This is a genomic window from Gilliamella sp. wkB171 (assembly GCF_001693755.1).
Classification (GTDB): Bacteria; Pseudomonadota; Gammaproteobacteria; order Enterobacterales; family Orbaceae; genus Gilliamella; species Gilliamella apicola_F.
On the sequence record NZ_LYST01000025.1, the window covers coordinates 83005 to 102527 of the forward strand.

Sequence of the window (19523 nt, forward strand, 5' to 3'; positions counted from 1 at the left end):
AATAAATCATCTCCATCTAATTGAGATAGCAAGAGATAAAATCTGATCACGATCACAAAAAAATGTTTTATCTATTGCAAAAAAAGATTAATGTGACAAAATGTTACCCGTAACAAAGAAATAATAAGGATAAACAATGACTAAAAAAAATAAACAAGTTTTTGTTTTTATGGGAGTATCTGGTTGCGGAAAATCAGCAGTCGCAAAGCAAGTGGCTTATGACCTTGATGCTGCTTTTCTTGATGGCGATTTTTTACACTCTAAAGAAAACATCATAAAAATGCGTAATGGTATCCCATTAAATGATGATGATCGTATGCCTTGGCTCCATTTAATCAGTAATGCAGCATTTGCAATGAGTAATGTTAATAATATTTCGATCATAATTTGTTCATCGTTAAAAAAACGCTATCGAGATATTATTCGGGGTGAGAATGAAAATGTTCACTTTATATACTTAAAAGGCAGTTTTGATGTTATTGCTGAACGGTTAGCAAAACGTGAAGGGCATTATCAAAAAGCCAATATGTTGCAATCACAATTTGATACCTTAGAAGAGCCGACGCCTGATGAAAAAGAGGTTTATACCATCAATATCGAACAGCCATTAGCAGGGGTTATCAACGATACTGAAAACGTCATCCGTTCAATTTGCCACTGCTTTTAACATAAAAAAATTAAAAGAATATAACAATAAAAATTAAGAGGTTAATGTGAATCCAACAGTTCAAGCAGTTACACAGCGTATTAAAGCGCGTTCAAAAGCTTCGCGTGAAGCTTATTTACAAAAAATAGAACATGCCATGTCGAAAAAAGTCAATCGAGCCAATCTGCCTTGCAGTAATTTAGCACATGGTTTTGCCGCTTGTTGTATTGATGATAAAAATGACTTAAAAAATATATTAAAAAGTAATATTGGTATTATTAGTGCTTATAACGATATGTTATCAGCGCACAAACCTTATGAATTTTATCCAGAACAGATACGAAAAGTGCTGCATAAACTAGGTGCTGTTGGTCAAATGGCTGGCGGCGTACCTGCTATGTGTGATGGCGTTACACAAGGTGAGCCGGGGATGGAACTTTCGTTAATGAGTCGAGATATCATTGCTATGTCAGTTGCTATTGGTTTGTCACACAATATGTTTGATGGCGCTTTATATCTTGGTATATGTGATAAAATTGTACCAGGATTATTTATCGGTGCGCTCACTTTTGGGCACTTACCGGCTATTTTTATACCAGCCGGTCCTATGCCTTCAGGTTTACCAAATAAAGAAAAAGTTCGTATACGTCAACTTTATTCAGAAGGAAAAGCCTCCCGCGAAGATTTATTAGAATCTGAATCAGCGTCATACCATACCAGCGGAACGTGTACTTTTTATGGCACAGCAAATAGTAACCAAATGGTCATTGAACTTATGGGATTACATTTACCGGGAGCCGCATTTGTCCATCCAGAAACAGCATTACGCTTCGAGTTAACTAATGCAGCCGCTCAACAAATTACCCGCCTCACAAATCAATCAGGTAATTATATGCCTGTTGGTAGAATGGTTGATGAAAAAGTAATTGTAAATGGTTTAGTGGCATTACTCGCGACAGGTGGCTCAACCAATCTAACTATGCATATTGTTGCTATGGCTAAGGCTGCTGGAATTATCGTTAATTGGGATGATATTTCGGATCTTTCAACAGTTGTTCCGCTCTTATGTCGAATTTATCCAAATGGCCCTGCTGATATTAATTATTTTCAGGCTGCCGGAGGAACATCACTACTTGTTAGAGAATTGCTTGAAGGTGGTCTATTACACGAAGATGTTGAAACTGTTGTTGGACGAGGTCTTAGCCACTATACCAAAGAGCCTATTTTAGAAAATGGTAAATTAATTTTCCGCGAAGGTCCAAAAAAATCACTCGACGAAAATGTTATCGCTTCAATTAAAAAACCATTTGATTCACATGGCGGCTTAAAAGTCATGTCTGGTAATTTAGGGCGAGCTATTATGAAAACCTCAGCTATCGCTAAAGAGCATCAAATAATTGAAGCACCAGCAGTAATATTTAATAGTCAATATGATTTAGATGCAGATTATAAAGCAGGTAAGTTAGATAAAGATTGTGTTGTTGTTGTTCGTTATCAAGGACCTAAAGCAATTGGTATGCCTGAATTACATAAACTGATTACACCACTCGGTGTTTTACAAGATCGTGGGTACAAAGTTGCGTTATTAACGGATGGTCGATTATCTGGTGCATCAGGCAAAGTACCAGCAGCAATTCATGTGACGCCAGAAGCTTACGAAGGAGGATTGTTAAGTAAAGTGAAAGAGGGAGATATTATTCGAGTTAATGGTCAAACGGGTGAAATCACTTTACTTGTAGATGAAGCTGAACTCGCTAAGCGTCAACCTTATGCATTTGATTTACATGATTCTCATTATGGCTATGGCCGTGAGCTTTTTTCGGTTATTCGGGAAAATTTAACTTCAGCAGAACAAGGGGCGGTGAGCTTTTAATTCAATTTTCTGCCGCATGTTGCGGCAGAAATCTCAATATATCATGTAATTAGCCTTTATCTTAAACTTCATGATACATCATTAGGCGACTTAGCATGAATTATTTTTTAATGAAATTATCCACTAACAAATCAACTACATCTCCCATTTTGCCGTGCAATGAGGCTTTTACACTATAAAGCGCCATGCCCATCACTTGTGACGCTTGGATTTCAGGTGGCATAACAAGCTCATTTGAGCTGGTTTTCACATCTAACAATGCAGGGCCTGGGTGTGATAAAAATGATTGCATTGCTGCTTCTAGCAGATCAGAGTCTTCTACACTTATTGCAAACAATCCCATAGATTCAGCAACTTTAGCAAAATTAGGGTTTTGTAGGTCGGTGTAATGATCAACTAATCCTTCTACTTTCTGCTCTAATTCAACAAAATTAAGTGAACCATTGTTAAGTACGATAATTTTTATTGGTAATTTTTCTTGAATAGTGGTTAATAAATCACCCATCAACATACTAATACCACCGTCACCAGACAGTGTAATGACTTGGCGATTAGGAAATGCCTTTTGTACACCTAACGCTTGAGGCATCGCATTTGCCATTGTGCCATGTTTTAAACTAATTACAGTGCGTCTTTTACCATTAGTATTAAAATGTCTACATGCCCAAACCATAGCGGATCCAACATCAGCACAAAGAACCGCATCATCTGTTGCATATTTATCCACTAATTCAGTTAAATATTGAGGATGAATGGTTGCTTTTGAAGGCATTGATTTTTTATTCAATTTATTCATTGACTTGGTGTATAGCTCACGACATTTGACTAAGAAAGCTGTCTCTTGCTTTTCGTTAATTAATGGCAGTAAAGCTGTAATTGTTGGTTTAGTACTACCAACAACGCCCACACTCACAGGATGACGTCGTCCAAGATGCGTAGCATCAATGTCAACTTGGATAATGATTGCTTTATTTGGGTAAAATTGTGACCAAGCAAAATCAGCACCTAACATAAGTAGTACGTCACAATCTTTGATTGCGGTCGAACCAGATTCAACCCCAAACATACCAGTCATACCCACATTATATGGGTTATCATATTCAACAAAATCTTTGGCTCTTGATGTATGCACAATTGGCGCTTTTAGTTTTTCTGCAAGACCAATTAATTCATCATGAGCCTCATGGGCGCCTTGTCCGGCAAAGATTGCTATCTTATGATTTTTATTTAATATATCGGCAATTTGATTAAGTTCTTCGTTAGAAGGATGAATAATTGGTTTAGGATGGTAAATTTTATGACCACTATTATCTTCTACTTTTTCTAAACTAATATTATAAGGAATGACTAAAACAGCTACGCCTCGTTGATTAATCGCAGCTTGAACTGCCGCTGTGGTTATTTGTCTTGCTTGTGTTGGATCATTTATTTCCTGACAAAATACCGAACAATTTTTATAAACAGAAGGAAAATCAACTTCTTGTGGAAAATCGGTTCCTCTTTGTGAAGTAACCAATTGGCTTGCTAATAAAATAACTGGTACTTTATTACGTTGCGCTTCGTAAATACCATTAATAAAGTGTAAGCTTCCAGGTCCACATGAACCTGCACATGCGGTTATTTGATCAGTTAGATAAGCTTCAGCGCCTGCGGCAAAAGCCCCCACTTCCTCATGACGAACGTGCACCCACTCAATATCACTTTTTTTAATGGCAGATGTAATTTGGTTTAATGTATCGCCCACAATCCCATAACAATGTTTAACACCGGCTTCACCTAAAACATCGACTATAATTTGTGCTACTGATTTTTTTGATGACATAGTTTCTCCTAAAAACTTTTATTGTTTTATTCCACTTTTAGATGCATAAATTACACCTACTTTGCCATAATGCGAATAGGTTATAAAAAAAACAGCAGAAAATGTTAAAAATGTAATAATAAAGTGGTCAATTTTAAGATAACTTTACTCGGCAATATTCCCTATTACAATAAATCAATGTATTATGTTTAACATAGTATTTACTTCATAGAGTTGCTTTTGTGAAACAATTGTCATCTGAGCATGGGTTAATATCATCAATTTCTGCTCTGTTACCTGATTATTTATCCCAATATTTTCCATTATTAATTATTTGTATATTGTTATTGATCGCAATTTTACTATTTTCGTTTAGTAAATTGAGAATGGACATAATAGCGATACTGACAATTACCGCTATTACCATTACAGGTATATTAACACCATCTGAAGCATTAGCCGGATTTAGCGATCCCAATATCGTTCTTATTGCATTATTATTTATCATTGGTGAAAGCCTAGTTAGAACCGGTATATCGTTTAAAATGAGTGAATATATCCTAAAAATAGCGGGTAAGAACGATATTCGTATCATCATTTATATTATGCTGGGCTCTGCTCTACTCGGTTCAATAATGAGTTCTACTGGCGTAGTTGCAATTTTTATTCCGGTTGCTATCAGTATTGCCAATCATACGGGTATTCATGTCAAAAAATTGATGATGCCACTTTGTATTGCCGCTCTTATTAGCGGTATGATGACTTTAGTTGCAACTGCACCAAATTTAGTCGTAAATAGTGAACTTAGCCATTTTAAATTAACTGAGTTTGGTTTTTTCTCAATTACGCCAATAGGTTTAGGCGTATTGTTTGTTGGTCTTATTTACTGTGTATTAACTCGTAACTGGTTGCTTACCGCGGATCAGCTTGCGCCAACAACAATTCAACCGCAAAGACGACGAATTACGGATTTGATTCGTGACTATAAATTAATTGGTCGAGCACATCGTGCGCAAATTTTAGCGGGTTCACCTTTTGTTGGTCGAACCATCGATGGCCTACACTTGCGTAGTGAACATGGCGTAAATGTTATTGGTATTGAACGTTGGCGTAAATTCCAAAAGGTTCTTATTCCCGTCAATGGTTCAACTGAATTTAGAGAAAACGATATATTACTGCTTGATATGTCACACTCCGAAGCTGACTATCGTACTTTTCTAAATACCAATAATCTTGAACCTAAGGTATTGCGTGGTGAATATTTTTCAGAACAAGTTAAAGAGGTCGGTATGGCTGAAGTTGCCTTATTACCGGAATCAAGCTTATGTGGTAAAACACTTAATGAAATCGATTTTCGTAGTAAATATTTTTTGACCGTAATCGGTATTTGGCGTAATCATGCTCCTGTTGAAACTAATAACTTATTCCAAGAACGATTAGAAATGAGTGATACCCTGTTAGTCTGTGGAGATTGGGGATCAATTCAAAAACTACAAACCCGTACCAGTGATTTTGTAGTACTCGATTATCCTTCCGATATCGATGACATTGCTCCAGCAAGCTCACAAGCTTATGCTGCCTTAATTAATTTAGCTATCATGATTATATTAATGGTAACCGGTATTGTGCCAAATGTTGTTGCAGCACTTATTGCCTGTTTATTAATGGGCGCAACAAAGTGCATTGATATGACTAATGCCTACAAGTCGATACACTGGCCAACATTAATTTTAATTATAGGGATGATGCCTTTTGCATTAGCACTAAATAAAACTGGTGGTATATCACTCATTTCGGCTTGGCTTGAAGTCCATTTACGATCTTTTGGTCCATATATGGTACTTACCTTTGTTTTTTTATTATGTTCAATTGTCGGATTATTTATTTCTAATACAGCGACCGCCATATTAATCGCGCCAATTGCGATTGATTTAGCCTTAAAATTTGGTTATTCCCCTTATCCATTCGCTATGACTGTTGCCATCGCAACCTCTGCGTCGTTTATCACACCCGTTTCTTCGCCAGTTAAAACGATGGTAGTTGCGCCTGGGGGGTATAGTTTTAGTGATTTTGTTAAAGTTGGCGTACCATTAACCTTTTTAGTGATGGCGGTTGATATTGCTTTAGTGCCAATATTCTTCCCGTTTTAAAGCTTAACGGCTATAATGATTGACAAATGATAATATTAATACATACTTGACGAAATTAATGAATAGGAGAATTAAAAAATGATGAATTTTCTACAAACTATTTTAGCTCTAGCGGTTGCAGCCGCGATTATTATCGGTTTACTGACTTTTATCGGATTACTGGCTAAGTTTCAATGTTATAGAACTATAAAACAAGTTGAATCTGGCAAAATGAGTGATGCCACATTGATGCGCCGTTATAATATGACCAAAAAATATAAAGACAGTGTTTTTTGGACATTTTTTAATTATGGTATTTACTATAAATACGGTAAGAAATTAAATCAAAAAGTTTTTGAAGTTTTTAAAGAATGTATGATTAAACGAAATCTACCTTTATAAAATTTTTACTTATTCTCTTTCTTGAAGCAAAGGCGCTAATTATCAATTAAGCGCCTTTCTGTTTAAAGATTCTCAAGAAAATTTCAGTTATAATGCCACTCATTAATTTCTGAGTATGGATAAAGATACATGCCACAAAATATCAAGCCATTAAACATTATTTTTGCAGGTACCCCTGATTTTGCAGCCAAACACCTACAAGCTTTAATCGAAGCGAAACATAATGTGATAGCTGTTTTTACTCAGCCCGATCGCCCAGCTGGACGTGGTAATAAATTAACTGCAAGTCCGGTTAAACAATTAGCCATCGAAAATCATCTTCCTGTTTATCAACCAGCTACACTTAAAACTGAAGAAAATCAAAAAATCATTGCTGAACTCAATGCCGACATTATGATTGTGGTGGCATATGGTCTTATTTTACCGCAAGCTGTGCTTGATATGCCTAAACTAGGTTGCTTAAATGTGCATGGTTCATTATTACCAAGATGGCGTGGCGCCGCCCCTATTCAACGCGCTTGTTGGGCGGGTGATACTTTAACTGGTATTACGATTATGCAAATGGATGCCGGGCTTGATACGGGTGATATGTTATATAAACTCACCTGCCCAATTGAACCTTCTGATACCAGTGCAACGTTATATAACAAGCTGGCACAATTAGGCCCACAAGGACTACTTGATACCTTAACACTAATTATCGAAGGAAAAATCCAACCCGAAAAACAAGATCCATCACAGGTTACTTACGCTGAAAAATTATCTAAACAAGAAGCTAAACTTGATTGGAATCTATCGGCACAACAACTTGAACGTTGCGTTCGCGCCTTTAATCCTTGGCCTGTGAGTTATTTTGACGTTAATGGCGAGCCCGTAAAGGTATGGCAAGCAGAAGTGATAAAAACATCCCACAACCAACCTGTTGGCACTATTTTACAAGCGGATAAAAAAGGAATATGTATTGCAACAAGTGATGGCGCATTAAATATGACACTTTTACAACCTGCTGGTAAAAAACCGATGTCTGCTCAAGATCTATTGAACTCTCGCAAAGCATGGTTTGAAGTAGGTAAGATACTGGGAAAATAGTTTAAAAAGATATTACAGGATAAGTTCCTGTAATATTATCGTTTTTTGGCTAACAGCGTGGCAAAGCGGAGCTTTATTCGGTTGCCATGGATATCCGTTTTATGCAGTTCGCCAACATCTTCATTGTATTTTAGAATATCCCAATTTTGATAATAATTAAGTAGCTCATTCTCTTTAAACGTAAACGAAAATCCTACAGTGCAAGGAAAATCATCAGTTGACATAGCGCAAACAATTAAATTATAACCGCCCGTTTTAGTTATACTTTGCATATTATGAATAATATCGGGAATTCTATCTGGTTGTAAAAACATCATCACAACAGTTGATATAATTAAATCGTAATTGCCTTTTAAATTGGCTTGGTTAATATCATAAATAGATGCATTGATATGCGATAAATGATCGTTTGCAATAATTTCTTGTAAATTACTAATACTCATTTCTGACTTATCAACGGCATCAACATCAAAACCAAGTAGCTGTAGATAGAGTGAATTACGGCCTGAACCACAACCTAAATCTAACGCTTTTCCGGCCTGAATGATTTGACAAGCGTCCAAAACGTCAGAATGGGTTTTAGTCATTTGATATTTTTTTTGGGTATAATCCTCTGGTTGGCAATAAAAAGCCAACTGGCACTTCAGATCATCTGAAACTTGAGCTATTCGATGCCATTGCTGAGGCTCAATAAATGGAGGCTGATGCTCAACATCAAAAACATATTGAGATATGACATCGCCCTGCTCGGTTAACATATGAAAATTGACATAACCTTTTATAATGTTTAATTTTGCCCAAGTACCTAGTTGTGTATTATGTTTTTCACGAAACAAATCGGGTAAAGTTTTTGCATCCCAAATAGGTAACGTTTTATAGCAAACTAAATCTCTATCTTTCATCATAAAGTACCAACAATGCTGTATAATAGTTGATTATTATAGTCAAGTATTAACCTAATAAACAACTTACTTTTTAGAAATAAAATGACGTTTAAATAAGGAAAAATAAATTTATAGTAGCGAAGTTAACTATATCAACATATAATCATCAACATTCTAAAATATAGAGTAAAAAATATTAGAGGAACAATTTATGGGATTTTTAACAGGTAAACGCATACTGGTTACCGGCGTTGCAAGTAATCGTTCTATTGCTTACGGTATTGCAAAAGCGATGCACCGTGAAGGCGCAGAATTAGCTTTTACTTATCAAAACGAAAAATTAAAAGGCCGTGTTGAAGAGTTTGCTGCTGATTTTAATTCTAAAATCGTTTTACCTTGTGATGTCGCACATGATGAAAGCATCACAACATTATTTACAGAGCTAGCTAAAACTTGGGATAAATTCGATGGTTTTGTACATGCAATTGCCTTCGCTCCTGGTGATCAATTAGATGGTGATTATGTTAACGCCGTAACACGTGAAGGTTTTGCCATTGCGCATGATATTAGCTCTTATAGCTTTGTTGCGATGGCTAAAGCATGTCGTTCTATGCTAAATCCAAATTCAGGATTAGTTACGCTTTCTTATCTTGGTGCTGAACGAGCAATCCCTAATTATAATGTTATGGGTCTTGCTAAAGCATCTTTAGAAGCAAATGTACGTTATATGGCAAATGCAATGGGACCTGAAGGTATACGCGTTAATGCCATTTCTGCAGGCCCTATTCGTACTTTAGCTGCATCAGGCATTAAAGATTTCAAAAAGATGTTATCACATTGTGAATCAGTAACCCCTATTCGTCGTACAGTAACCATTGAAGATGTAGGTAATTCTGCAGCATTCTTATGTTCAAATTTATCGTCAGGCATTACCGGTGAAGTCATCCATGTTGATGGTGGCTTTAGCATCGCAGCGATGAATGAGTTAGAACTTAAATAAGTTATCGATTCAGTTGTAAAAACGCTAAAATACTCCCACCTTATAGGTGGGAGTATCGTTTTAGGCATTAATTAACGTTTAATTATCTTAAAGCCATGATAAATTAAAATAGCTTTATTAATTTGCTAAATAACGACAAAGATAAGCTGTCGCCTCAACAACCTGAACATCAAATTTGCTTTCACCAGCAACATGAAAAACTTGTCCTGCTTGGAAAACTTGCCAATCATCGGCTGTAGGTAGTAACACCTTAAGCGAACCCGTTATAACTGTCATTTCTTCAGGATTGATAGTACTAAAAATATATTCGCCTGGTAACATTACACCAACAGAAGCAGAACCAGCTGAAGCATTTTCAAAACTAATTGATTTAACTTTACCATCAAAATATTCATTAACATTTAACATTGTGATACCTACCCGTTATTTTCTATATCATTAATTTAACTTATTGCAAACTTATGATTTAAGTCTACAAATTCTAATCATTATTCCCTAATACACTATAATTTACTGTCATATACAGTTAAGGTAAATAAAATTTTTACAAAGCCATATAAAATAACCAATTTAGCAATAACGTAAATTTTGATAAATTAATTTTTTATAAAAACCTTATTTAGTTTCATCTTAATTAAACATGGTAATTTGTAATAAACTTAAGAAAATAGCATACAGATGGAGTTTTTTCCGTTAAAATCTATGCCAATTTGCGCAATACAAGTTTGTTGGAGAAAATATGAAAATAGCAAAAAATACGGTGGTTAGTTTAGCTTATCAAGTTAGAACAAAAGATGGGGTTTTAGTTGATGAAGCAACAGCGGCTGCACCACTTGAATATTTACAAGGTGCAGGAAACTTATTACAAGACCTTGAAAATGCTTTAGAAGGCCATCAAGTTGGTGATAAATTTGATGTTGAATTAGTTAACCCATATGGTGATTTTAACGATGCATTAGTACAAAACGTACCGCGTGACGTTTTTGTAGGCGTTGATGAATTAGAAGTTGGTATGCGTTTTTTTGCTGATACCGATCATGGCTCGCTACCGGTTGAAATCACAGCTATTGATGGTGATACCGTTACTATTGATGGTAATCATATGCTAGCAGGACAAGATCTAAAATTTAATGTTGAAGTATTAGCTGTTCGTGAAGCAACAGAAGAAGAGATAGCTCATGGACACATTCACGGTGCACACGGGCACGACCATGGACATGGTAGTTGCGGTTGTGGTGGCCACGATGATGAAGATGAAGATACAGGTTGCTGTGGCGGTGGTCATGGTGGCTGTGGTTGTCATTAATTCACCGAACAAAATTCATTACAAAAGCGCCTATTGGCGCTTTTTTCTCGTAAAGTATTCATGTATTTTGTGATTAATTTCCCAATATTTTAAATTAGGTCTTTATGCTTCCTTATTTTTATCAATAATTTATTCTTATTTCGGAATAAATTATTAATTATGTCCTCATCCTCTGCAACATTAATGCCTCGTGAAAAACTATTACGTTTTGGGGTTGAAACATTAAGTGATGCTGAATTGCTCGCCTTATTTTTACGTACAGGTACGCGAAATATACCTGTTTTAGAATTATCACAAAAATTATTAAATGAATTTGGTTCTTTTTATAATTTAATTAATGCTAGTCACAGTGATTTTTGTAAAAAACATGGTTTAGGTACCGCTAAATACACACAACTAAAGGCAGTTGTCGAACTATCACATCGCTATCTCAAAGTTAAAATAATGAAAGAAAATTCCCTTACTTCACCTTCTTTAACCCATCATTATTTAGCGAGTCGATTAGCAAACAAAGATCGTGAAATTTTTATGGTGATTTTTTTAGATAACCAAAATCATGTAATTACAGCAGAAGAAATGTTTACTGGTACTTATAACTGTGTAGAAGTTCATCCACGCGAAATTGCTAGACAGGCATTACAGTATAATGCTGCTGCATTAATTTTAGCGCATAATCATCCTTCTGGTATTGCAGAGCCAAGTCAAGCCGATCGCATACTAACTAAAAAGATTGAACAAGTTTGTGAGTTGATTGATATTCGGATTCTTGATCATCTTGTGATAGGAAAAGGAGAATATGTGTCATTTGCTGAGCGAGGATGGATTTAATAGCCATTTTTACTTACAATGTACCTTTACCTACAGACTCTTATTAAAGATCTTATGAACCAACGATTAGAATTATTAGAAACCAAAGTAGCATTTCAAGATATGACCATTGAAGAACTCAATCAGATGGTCATGCATCTGCAAGCAGATATTAGCAAACTAAAAGAGCAATTAACACTTTTATCACAAAAAATACAGGCAAATCAATCATCTAATATTGCCAGTTTAGCAGAAGAAACACCACCCCCACATTATTAAACGAGCTTGAGATTAATCTATTTTTATTTAAGAACAATTAAAATTAATCAACAAAACAGATAGTAAACTTAATATATTTCAATTATGTGAAATTAATTGGAGTATCAACGGCTTTAGTATAGCTAAAAATATAACAACTATATGTCAGACAAAATATTGAAAATAATAAACAATTCATTCCAATTATTTGTTTAAGAAAATATCAAAGCAATCATTACGATAATGGTTGTCTAAACTCATCAAGTTTATTTATCAAAAATTAAGGTATAAGATCTAAATTCAGCTCAATAAAAAAAACCGGCTTAATTGCCGGTTTTAGTTCTCAATGAGTTAAATTTTTTATTCAGCTGCTGCTTCTGCTTCTACTGCAGGGCGATCAACTAATTCAATATAAGCCATTGGTGCATTATCTCCATCGCGGAAACCACATTTTAAAATACGTACATAACCACCAGGACGGGTAGCAAAACGTGGACCTAAATCTGAAAATAATTTTTTCACTGTATCTTTATCACGGATACGAGCAAAAGCCAAACGGCGATTAGCTACGCTATCGCTTTTGGCTAGCGTAATTAACGGTTCAACAACACGACGCAACTCTTTTGCTTTAGGCAATGTAGTTTTGATGATTTCATGTTCAACAAGTGAACTAGTCATGTTACGAAACATTGCTTGACGATGGCTGCTATTTCGGTTCAGTTGACGACCACTTTTACGATGGCGCATAACTTTATCCTTCTTATATAAATTTTATCTTAGTCTTCAACAATACTTGCTGGTGGCCAGTTCTCAAGACGCATGCCTAAAGATAAACCACGAGAAGCGAGCACATCCTTAATTTCAGTAAGTGATTTCTTACCAAGATTAGGGGTTTTAAGTAGCTCAACTTCGGTACGTTGTACTAAATCACCAATATAATGAACTGCTTCTGCTTTTAAGCAATTAGCAGACCGAACAGTTAATTCGAGATCATCTACTGGACGTAGAAGAATCGGATCAAATTCCGGTTTATCTTCTTTAACTTCAGGTTGACGTACATCACGTAAATCAACGAAAGCTTCAAGTTGTTCAGCCAAAATAGTTGATGCGCGACGAATAGATTCTTCTGGATCAATGGTACCATTGGTTTCCATATCGATAACTAATTTATCCAAATCAGTACGCTGTTCCACACGAGCAGCATCAACAGAATATGCAATGCGCTCAACTGGGCTATAACAAGCATCAACTAATAGACGACCAATTGGTCGCTCTTCATCTTCTGACTTAACGCGAGCAGAAGCAGGGACATAACCACGTCCTCGTTGTACACGAATACGCATACTAATTGAAGCATTGGCATCAGTAAGATGACAAATTACTAAATCAGGATTAACAATTTCAACATCACCATCATGAGTGATATCCGATGCAGTAACTGCACCAATACCTGATTTATTTAAAGTCAGCATAACATCATCTTTAGTATGTACACGTACTGCTAATTTTTTCAAATTAAGCAGAATATCAAGCACATCTTCTTGAACGCCTTCTTTAGTACTATACTCATGCAGAACACCGTCAATTTCAACTTCGGTCACTGCATATCCCGGCATAGATGATAATAAAATGCGGCGTAGTGCATTACCTAAAGTATGTCCAAAACCACGCTCAAGTGGCTCTAAAGTCACTTTTGCATGAGTTGGGCTGTATTGAACAACATCAACTAGGTGAGGTTTTAAAAACTCTGTTACAGAACCCTGCATTATGTCCTCTCTTAAGTGCTAAACTTTACTTAGAGTAAAGTTCGACGATCAAATGTTCGTTGATGTCAGCAGATAAATCTGAACGTTCTGGTAAGCGTTTGAACACACCTTCCATTTTGCTAGCATCAACTTCTAACCATGTTGGTTTTTCACGTTGTTCAGCTAACTCTAAAGCGGCTTTAATACGTGCTTGTTTTTTTGATTTTTCACGAACACTAATCACATCTTCAGGCGAAACTTGATAAGACGCAATGTTCACAACGTGACCATTAACAAGAACAGCTTTATGACTAACTAACTGACGAGCTTCAGCACGAGTTGCACCAAATCCCATACGATAAACAACGTTATCTAAACGACGTTCTAAAAGACCAAGTAGGTTTTCACCAGTATTGCCTTTAATACGCGCAGCATTTTTATAGTAATTACGGAATTGACGTTCTAAAATTCCATAAATACGTCTAACTTTTTGTTTTTCACGTAACTGAACACCATAATCGGATAAACGCGGTTTACGCGCACCATGTTGTCCAGGCGCTTGTTCTAACTTACATTTACTGTCAACCGCTCGGACACCAGATTTAAGGAATAAATCAGTACCTTCACGACGACTTAATTTGAGCTTTGGTCCCAAATATCTTGCCATTTTATTTCTCCAATAATCCTATAAACATTCGATGTTTAATAAATAATTAAACACGACGTTTCTTTGGTGGACGACAACCGTTATGAGGGATCGGAGTAACATCAGTAATGTTAGTGATACGATAACCCGCAGCATTTAATGCACGAATTGTTGACTCACGACCAGGACCAGGTCCTTTTACCATAACTTCTAGATTCTTAATTCCGTAGTCTTTTACGGCTTCTGCACAACGTTCTGCGGCCACTTGAGCTGCAAACGGAGTTGACTTACGAGAGCCACGGAAACCAGAACCACCAGCGGTTGCCCAACCCAACGCATTACCTTGACGATCGGTAATAGTTACGATTGTATTGTTAAATGATGCATGAATATGAGCTACACCATCAGAAACTTGTTTTTTAACACGTTTACGTGTACGAACAGGTGTCTTTGCCATTTATTATCACCTCAATTATTTCTTGATTGGCTTACGCGGGCCCTTACGGGTACGAGCGTTAGTCTTAGTGCGTTGACCACGAACAGGAAGTCCACGACGGTGACGCATGCCACGATAACAACCAAGGTCTAATAAACGCTTGATACTCATAGTTACTTCACGACGTAAATCACCTTCAACAGTAAATTTAGCGACTTGTTCACGTAACTTTTCAATCTGATCTTCAGATAGTTCTCTGATCTTTACATGTTCAGGAATACCGGCTTCAGCACAAATTGTCTTAGCGCGAGTATTACCGATTCCATAAATTGCTTGTAACGCAATTACGGCATGTTGTTGATCAGGAATGTTAATGCCTGCTATACGGGCCACTATGCACTCCTTTATTGTTAATGTTAGTAAACTTACTATACTGAAAAGCCCGTTTTCAGGATACTCAAACAGCAAGTTTACAAATAAATTTAGGCTGGCTATTCTAGCCAGCTTTACTATACTTTGGCAAGTAAAATATGCAAAAGTTCAACTTTACAGTTAAATAAAATTAACCTTGACGTTGTTTATGCTTACCTTCAATGCAAATAACACGAACGATGCCATTGCGTTTGATGATTTTACAATTTCTGCATAATTTCTTGACTGAAGCACGAACTTTCATTTTTTTCTCCGTAACTTCTGGCTAACTTATCGGCCATAGCCTTTAAGGTTCGCTTTCTTTAACACTGACTCATAACGATTTGGCATCATTAAAGTCTGTACTTGTGCCATAAAATCCATGATCACAACAACCACAATTAATAAAGAGGTCCCACCAAATTGGACAGGAACTTTCATTGCGCTTGTCATAAACATTGGTACCAAACATACAAAAGTAATGTAGATAGCGCCAATTAGCGTTAACCGTGTCATTACCTTGTCAATATACTTCGATGTTTGTTCACCTGGACGGATACCTGGAATAAATGCCCCAGATTTTTTTAACTGATCTGCTGTCTCTCTTGGGTTGAAAACCAACGCGGTATAGAAGAAACAGAAGAAAATAATCGCAGCTGCAAAAAAGATTATGTATAACGGTTGATCATGAGAAAAATATTGGCCTATAAGAACAATAATATATCTCCAACCTTCACCATCTCCTTGAAACCAAGAAGCCATCATAGATGGTAACATAACGATTGTTGAAGCAAATATTGCAGGAATTACACCTGCCATATTAATTTTTAATGGAAGGTGTGTACTTTGTGCGGCATACACACGACGACCTTGCTGACGCTGCGCATAGTTGACGACAATACGTCGTTGACCACGTTCAACAAACACAACAAAATAAGTCACACCAACTACTAATGCGGCGACTACTAGTAATAAAATTGGATGCAATGAACCAGAACGAGCTTGTTCAATTGTTTCATATATTGCATGGGGAAGACCTGCCACAATACCCGCAAAGATAATGATTGAAATACCATTACCTACACCGCGTTCCGTGATCTGTTCACCCAACCACATAAGAAACATAGTGCCAGTAACTAAGCTAACCGATGCAATAAAATAGAAAGAAAATCCTGGATTAATCACAACATGACCATAACCAGGAATATTCGGTAAGCCAGTCGCAATACCAACTGCCTGTATAATCGCTAAAGCAAGTGTGCCATAACGAGTATATTGGCTAATTTTTTTACGACCTGATTCACCTTCTTTCTTCAATTCTGCGAGTTTAGGGCTAATAGCTGTTAATAACTGTACGATAATCGATGCAGAAATATACGGCATTATCCCTAATGCAAAAATTGAAGCACGGCTTAAAGCACCACCAGAGAACATATTGAACATACCGACAATACCATTAGATGATGCTTGTGCTAGTAAGTCCGATAACGCTTTAGTATCAATACCAGGAACCGGAATATAAGAACCAAGACGAAAAACAATAAGCGCTAAAAGCACAAATATTAAACGTCTTTTAAGCTCACCACTACCGCCTCGAGTACTTTGAAAATCTAATCCTGGTTGCTTTGCCATCTTTCTAATTATTCCTCAATTTTTCCGCCAGCAGCTTCAATTGCAGCTTTAGCACCTTTCGTTACTCGAATACCACGAACGGTAACTGGTTTAGTTACTTCACCAGATAACATGATTTTAGCATATTCGATTTGTGAATTAATCACATTTGCAACTTTTAAGCTATTTAAGTCAACAACATCACCTTCAACTTTCATTAAATCTGAAAGACGAACTTGCGCTGTTACCATAGCTTTACGTGAGGTAAAACCAAATTTTGGTAAACGACGATATAAAGGCATTTGACCACCTTCAAAGCCACGACGAACGCCGCCACCTGAACGAGATTTTTGACCTTTGATACCACGAGTACCCGTTTTACCTAATCCAGAACCGATTCCTCGACCTAGACGTTTTGGTGCATGCTTTGAACCTTCAGCAGGAGATAAAGTATTTAAACGCATTACTATTACTCCTCTACTTTAACCATGTAATAAACTTGGTTTACCATACCGCGAATCGCAGGAGTATCCTCACGCTCAACAGTATGACCAATACGACGTAATCCTAAACCTACTAACGTTGCTTTATGCTTCGGTAGACGACCAATAGAACTACGAGTTTGTGTAATTTTAATTGTCTTTGCCATGGCTAATTACCCCAAAATTTCTTCGACGGTTTTACCACGCTTAGCAGCAACCATTTCAGGTGATTTCATATTTTCTAAGCCATCAATCGTTGCACGAACCACGTTAATAGGGTTTGTAGAACCATATGCTTTAGCTAGAACGTTACGAACACCAGCAACTTCTAATACAGCACGCATTGCACCACCGGCGATAATACCAGTACCTTCTGATGCAGGTTGCATATAAACACGAGAACCTGTGTGAGCACCTTTAACCGGATGCTGTAAAGTATCGTTATTTAATGCAACATTAATCATATTACGACGTGCTTTTTCCATTGCTTTTTGGATTGCTGCTGGCACTTCACGTGCTTTACCATATCCAAAACCTACGCGGCCATTACCGTCACCAACAACAGTTAGTGCAGAAAAACTAAAAATACGACCACCTTTTACGGTTTTAGAAACTCGGTTAACTGCGATTAATTTTTCCTGCAGTTCACCAGCTTGTTTTTCGATGTTTGACATCTTTAACTCCTACCTTAGAACTGTAGGCCAGCTTCGCGAGCAGCATCTGCTAGCGCCTGAACTCGACCATGATATTGGAAACCTGAACGATCAAAAGAAACTTCTTTGATATCTTTCGCTAGTGCACGCTCTGCAATTGCTTTACCAACTGCTGCTGCTGCATCTTTGTTTCCAGTGTATTTTAAACTTTCACTGATAGCTTTTTCTAATGTAGAAGCGGCTGCCAGTACTTCTGATCCGTTTGGTGCGATAATCTGCGCATAAATATGACGCGGAGTACGGTGAACCACTAAGCGAGTTGCAAGTAGTTCATGCATCTTACGACGCGCTTTAGTTGCACGACGGATACGAGCTGATTTCTTATCCATAGTGTTACCTTACTTTTTCTTAGCTTCTTTAGTACGCACAACTTCATCTGCGTAACGAACACCTTTACCTTTATAAGGTTCAGGACGACGATAAGCACGGATATCTGCTGCTACTTGTCCGATTAACTGTTTATCAGCACTTTTTAGTACGATTTCAGTTTGAGAAGGACATTCAGCCGTCACACCTGCAGGTAATTGATGTTCAATTGGATGTGAATATCCAAGAGATAGACCAATTGCATTACCTTTAACTTGTGCACGATAACCGACACCAACTAGCTGAAGTTTTTTAGTAAAACCTTCAGTAACACCAATAACCATTGAGTTAATCAATGCGCGCGCTGTACCTGCTTGAGCCCAAGCATTCGCAAAGCCGTCACGAGGGGCAAATTTAATTTGACCTTCTTCTTGATTAATAACAACAGCATTATTTATTGTGCGAGATAACTCGCCATTTTTACCTTTAATCGTAATTACCTGACCATTGAGTTTTACCTCTACGCCAGCAGGAACAACGACAGGTGCTTTTGCAACACGAGACATTTTTTTCTCCCTTACGCTACGTAGCAGATAATTTCACCACCAAGACCTGCTTGGCGTGCTGCTCGATCAGTCATAACACCTTTAGAAGTAGAAACAACTGCGATACCTAGTCCTGCCATTACTTTTGGCAATTCGTCTTTACGTTTATAAATACGTAGACCTGGACGGCTAACACGTTTAATACTTTCTACAACAGCCTTACCTTGGAAATATTTTAAAGTGATTTCCAATTCTGGTTTAGTGTCACCAACTACTTTATAGTCCCCGATATAACCTTCTTCTTTTAGCACATTGGCAATTGCCACTTTTAGCTTAGAGGAAGGCATGGTGACTGCAACTTTATTCGCAGCTTGACCGTTACGAATGCGGGTCAACATATCTGCTATAGGATCTTGCATGCTCATCTATAACA

General features: G+C 37.0%; 25 protein-coding genes. 9 read left to right on the top strand and 16 right to left on the bottom strand.

Annotated features, from left to right (window positions below):
* Positions 1-136 precede the first annotated feature (136 nt).
* Entirely contained in the window at positions 137-667 is a 531-nt protein-coding gene (locus tag A9G03_RS02460; protein WP_065634474.1) for a gluconokinase, GntK/IdnK-type, read from the top strand.
* A gap of 46 nt (positions 668-713) precedes the next feature.
* Positions 714-2519 carry a phosphogluconate dehydratase gene (edd, locus tag A9G03_RS02465; RefSeq protein ID WP_065798332.1) on the top strand — a complete coding sequence of 602 codons (1806 nt, stop codon included), beginning with the start codon at positions 714-716 and terminating at the stop codon, positions 2517-2519.
* A 100-nt stretch (positions 2520-2619) separates the two neighbouring features.
* Here the strand turns inward: edd and A9G03_RS02470 are convergent, their stop codons facing one another.
* Positions 2620-4341, bottom strand: coding sequence for a thiamine pyrophosphate-dependent enzyme (locus A9G03_RS02470; protein ID WP_065634472.1), 1722 nt, complete (start codon positions 4339-4341; stop codon positions 2620-2622).
* A 311-nt stretch (positions 4342-4652) separates the two neighbouring features.
* On the opposite strand from A9G03_RS02470, the gene A9G03_RS02475 reads away from it, so the two are divergent.
* The 3 genes from A9G03_RS02475 to fmt all read left to right on the top strand — a co-directional run bounded on the left by A9G03_RS02475 (position 4653) and on the right by fmt (position 7940).
* Positions 4653-6470 carry an SLC13 family permease gene (locus tag A9G03_RS02475; RefSeq protein ID WP_369126357.1) on the top strand — a complete coding sequence of 606 codons (1818 nt, stop codon included), beginning with the start codon at positions 4653-4655 and terminating at the stop codon, positions 6468-6470.
* A gap of 78 nt (positions 6471-6548) precedes the next feature.
* Positions 6549-6851 carry a hypothetical protein gene (locus tag A9G03_RS02480; protein WP_065634471.1) on the top strand — a complete coding sequence of 101 codons (303 nt, stop codon included), beginning with the start codon at positions 6549-6551 and terminating at the stop codon, positions 6849-6851.
* A gap of 129 nt (positions 6852-6980) precedes the next feature.
* Positions 6981-7940 (top strand): methionyl-tRNA formyltransferase, encoded by a 960-nt coding sequence (fmt, locus tag A9G03_RS02485; RefSeq protein WP_065798333.1) that lies wholly within the window; start codon positions 6981-6983, stop codon positions 7938-7940.
* Between the two features lie 35 nt (positions 7941-7975).
* On the opposite strand, the gene tehB is transcribed toward fmt, so the two are convergent.
* Positions 7976-8845, bottom strand: coding sequence for an SAM-dependent methyltransferase TehB (gene tehB / locus A9G03_RS02490; RefSeq protein WP_143425809.1), 870 nt, complete (start codon positions 8843-8845; stop codon positions 7976-7978).
* A gap of 190 nt (positions 8846-9035) precedes the next feature.
* On the opposite strand from tehB, the gene fabI reads away from it, so the two are divergent.
* On the top strand, positions 9036-9824 hold the full coding sequence (gene fabI / locus A9G03_RS02495) for an enoyl-ACP reductase FabI (protein WP_065634468.1): 789 nt from the start codon (positions 9036-9038) through the stop codon (positions 9822-9824).
* A gap of 117 nt (positions 9825-9941) precedes the next feature.
* Here fabI and ppnP read toward each other — a convergent pair whose 3' ends face one another.
* Positions 9942-10232: a pyrimidine/purine nucleoside phosphorylase gene (gene ppnP, locus A9G03_RS02500; protein WP_065634467.1), complete on the bottom strand. Its 291-nt coding sequence runs from the start codon at positions 10230-10232 to the stop codon at positions 9942-9944.
* A 331-nt stretch (positions 10233-10563) separates the two neighbouring features.
* On the opposite strand from ppnP, the gene slyD reads away from it, so the two are divergent.
* From slyD to A9G03_RS02515, 3 genes are all read left to right on the top strand, one after another.
* Positions 10564-11130 (top strand): peptidylprolyl isomerase, encoded by a 567-nt coding sequence (gene slyD / locus A9G03_RS02505; protein ID WP_065798335.1) that lies wholly within the window; start codon positions 10564-10566, stop codon positions 11128-11130.
* Between the two features lie 159 nt (positions 11131-11289).
* Positions 11290-11958 carry a RadC family protein gene (gene radC / locus A9G03_RS02510; protein ID WP_065798336.1) on the top strand — a complete coding sequence of 223 codons (669 nt, stop codon included), beginning with the start codon at positions 11290-11292 and terminating at the stop codon, positions 11956-11958.
* 54 nt (positions 11959-12012) lie between these two features.
* Positions 12013-12216, top strand: a complete 204-nt coding sequence (locus A9G03_RS02515; protein WP_218056878.1) for a SlyX family protein — start codon at positions 12013-12015, stop codon at positions 12214-12216.
* A gap of 339 nt (positions 12217-12555) precedes the next feature.
* On the opposite strand, the gene rplQ is transcribed toward A9G03_RS02515, so the two are convergent.
* The 13 genes from rplQ to rpsH all read right to left on the bottom strand — a co-directional run bounded on the left by rplQ (position 12556) and on the right by rpsH (position 19515).
* On the bottom strand, positions 12556-12942 hold the full coding sequence (gene rplQ / locus A9G03_RS02520; RefSeq protein ID WP_034884211.1) for a 50S ribosomal protein L17: 387 nt from the start codon (positions 12940-12942) through the stop codon (positions 12556-12558).
* Between the two features lie 29 nt (positions 12943-12971).
* Complete coding sequence (locus A9G03_RS02525) at positions 12972-13961, bottom strand: DNA-directed RNA polymerase subunit alpha (RefSeq protein WP_065634463.1); 990 nt, start codon at positions 13959-13961, stop codon at positions 12972-12974.
* A 25-nt stretch (positions 13962-13986) separates the two neighbouring features.
* Positions 13987-14607 (bottom strand): 30S ribosomal protein S4, encoded by a 621-nt coding sequence (gene rpsD / locus A9G03_RS02530; RefSeq protein WP_065558591.1) that lies wholly within the window; start codon positions 14605-14607, stop codon positions 13987-13989.
* A gap of 46 nt (positions 14608-14653) precedes the next feature.
* Entirely contained in the window at positions 14654-15043 is a 390-nt protein-coding gene (gene rpsK, locus A9G03_RS02535) for a 30S ribosomal protein S11 (protein WP_034948028.1), read from the bottom strand.
* 15 nt (positions 15044-15058) lie between these two features.
* Positions 15059-15415, bottom strand: a complete 357-nt coding sequence (rpsM, locus tag A9G03_RS02540) for a 30S ribosomal protein S13 (RefSeq protein ID WP_025314404.1) — start codon at positions 15413-15415, stop codon at positions 15059-15061.
* Between the two features lie 169 nt (positions 15416-15584).
* Entirely contained in the window at positions 15585-15698 is a 114-nt protein-coding gene (gene rpmJ / locus A9G03_RS02545; RefSeq protein ID WP_034884218.1) for a 50S ribosomal protein L36, read from the bottom strand.
* A 26-nt stretch (positions 15699-15724) separates the two neighbouring features.
* On the bottom strand, positions 15725-17065 hold the full coding sequence (gene secY / locus A9G03_RS02550) for a preprotein translocase subunit SecY (RefSeq protein WP_065634462.1): 1341 nt from the start codon (positions 17063-17065) through the stop codon (positions 15725-15727).
* A gap of 8 nt (positions 17066-17073) precedes the next feature.
* Entirely contained in the window at positions 17074-17508 is a 435-nt protein-coding gene (rplO, locus tag A9G03_RS02555) for a 50S ribosomal protein L15 (RefSeq protein WP_065634461.1), read from the bottom strand.
* Between the two features lie 5 nt (positions 17509-17513).
* Positions 17514-17693, bottom strand: a complete 180-nt coding sequence (rpmD, locus tag A9G03_RS02560; protein ID WP_025314400.1) for a 50S ribosomal protein L30 — start codon at positions 17691-17693, stop codon at positions 17514-17516.
* Between the two features lie 6 nt (positions 17694-17699).
* Positions 17700-18200 carry a 30S ribosomal protein S5 gene (gene rpsE / locus A9G03_RS02565; RefSeq protein WP_025314399.1) on the bottom strand — a complete coding sequence of 167 codons (501 nt, stop codon included), beginning with the start codon at positions 18198-18200 and terminating at the stop codon, positions 17700-17702.
* A 14-nt stretch (positions 18201-18214) separates the two neighbouring features.
* Positions 18215-18568: a 50S ribosomal protein L18 gene (gene rplR, locus A9G03_RS02570; RefSeq protein ID WP_025314398.1), complete on the bottom strand. Its 354-nt coding sequence runs from the start codon at positions 18566-18568 to the stop codon at positions 18215-18217.
* Positions 18569-18577: 9 nt separating this feature from the next.
* Positions 18578-19111 (bottom strand): 50S ribosomal protein L6, encoded by a 534-nt coding sequence (rplF, locus tag A9G03_RS02575; RefSeq protein ID WP_065634460.1) that lies wholly within the window; start codon positions 19109-19111, stop codon positions 18578-18580.
* 11 nt (positions 19112-19122) lie between these two features.
* Positions 19123-19515 (bottom strand): 30S ribosomal protein S8, encoded by a 393-nt coding sequence (gene rpsH, locus A9G03_RS02580; protein ID WP_034902370.1) that lies wholly within the window; start codon positions 19513-19515, stop codon positions 19123-19125.
* Positions 19516-19523: the final 8 nt, after the last annotated feature.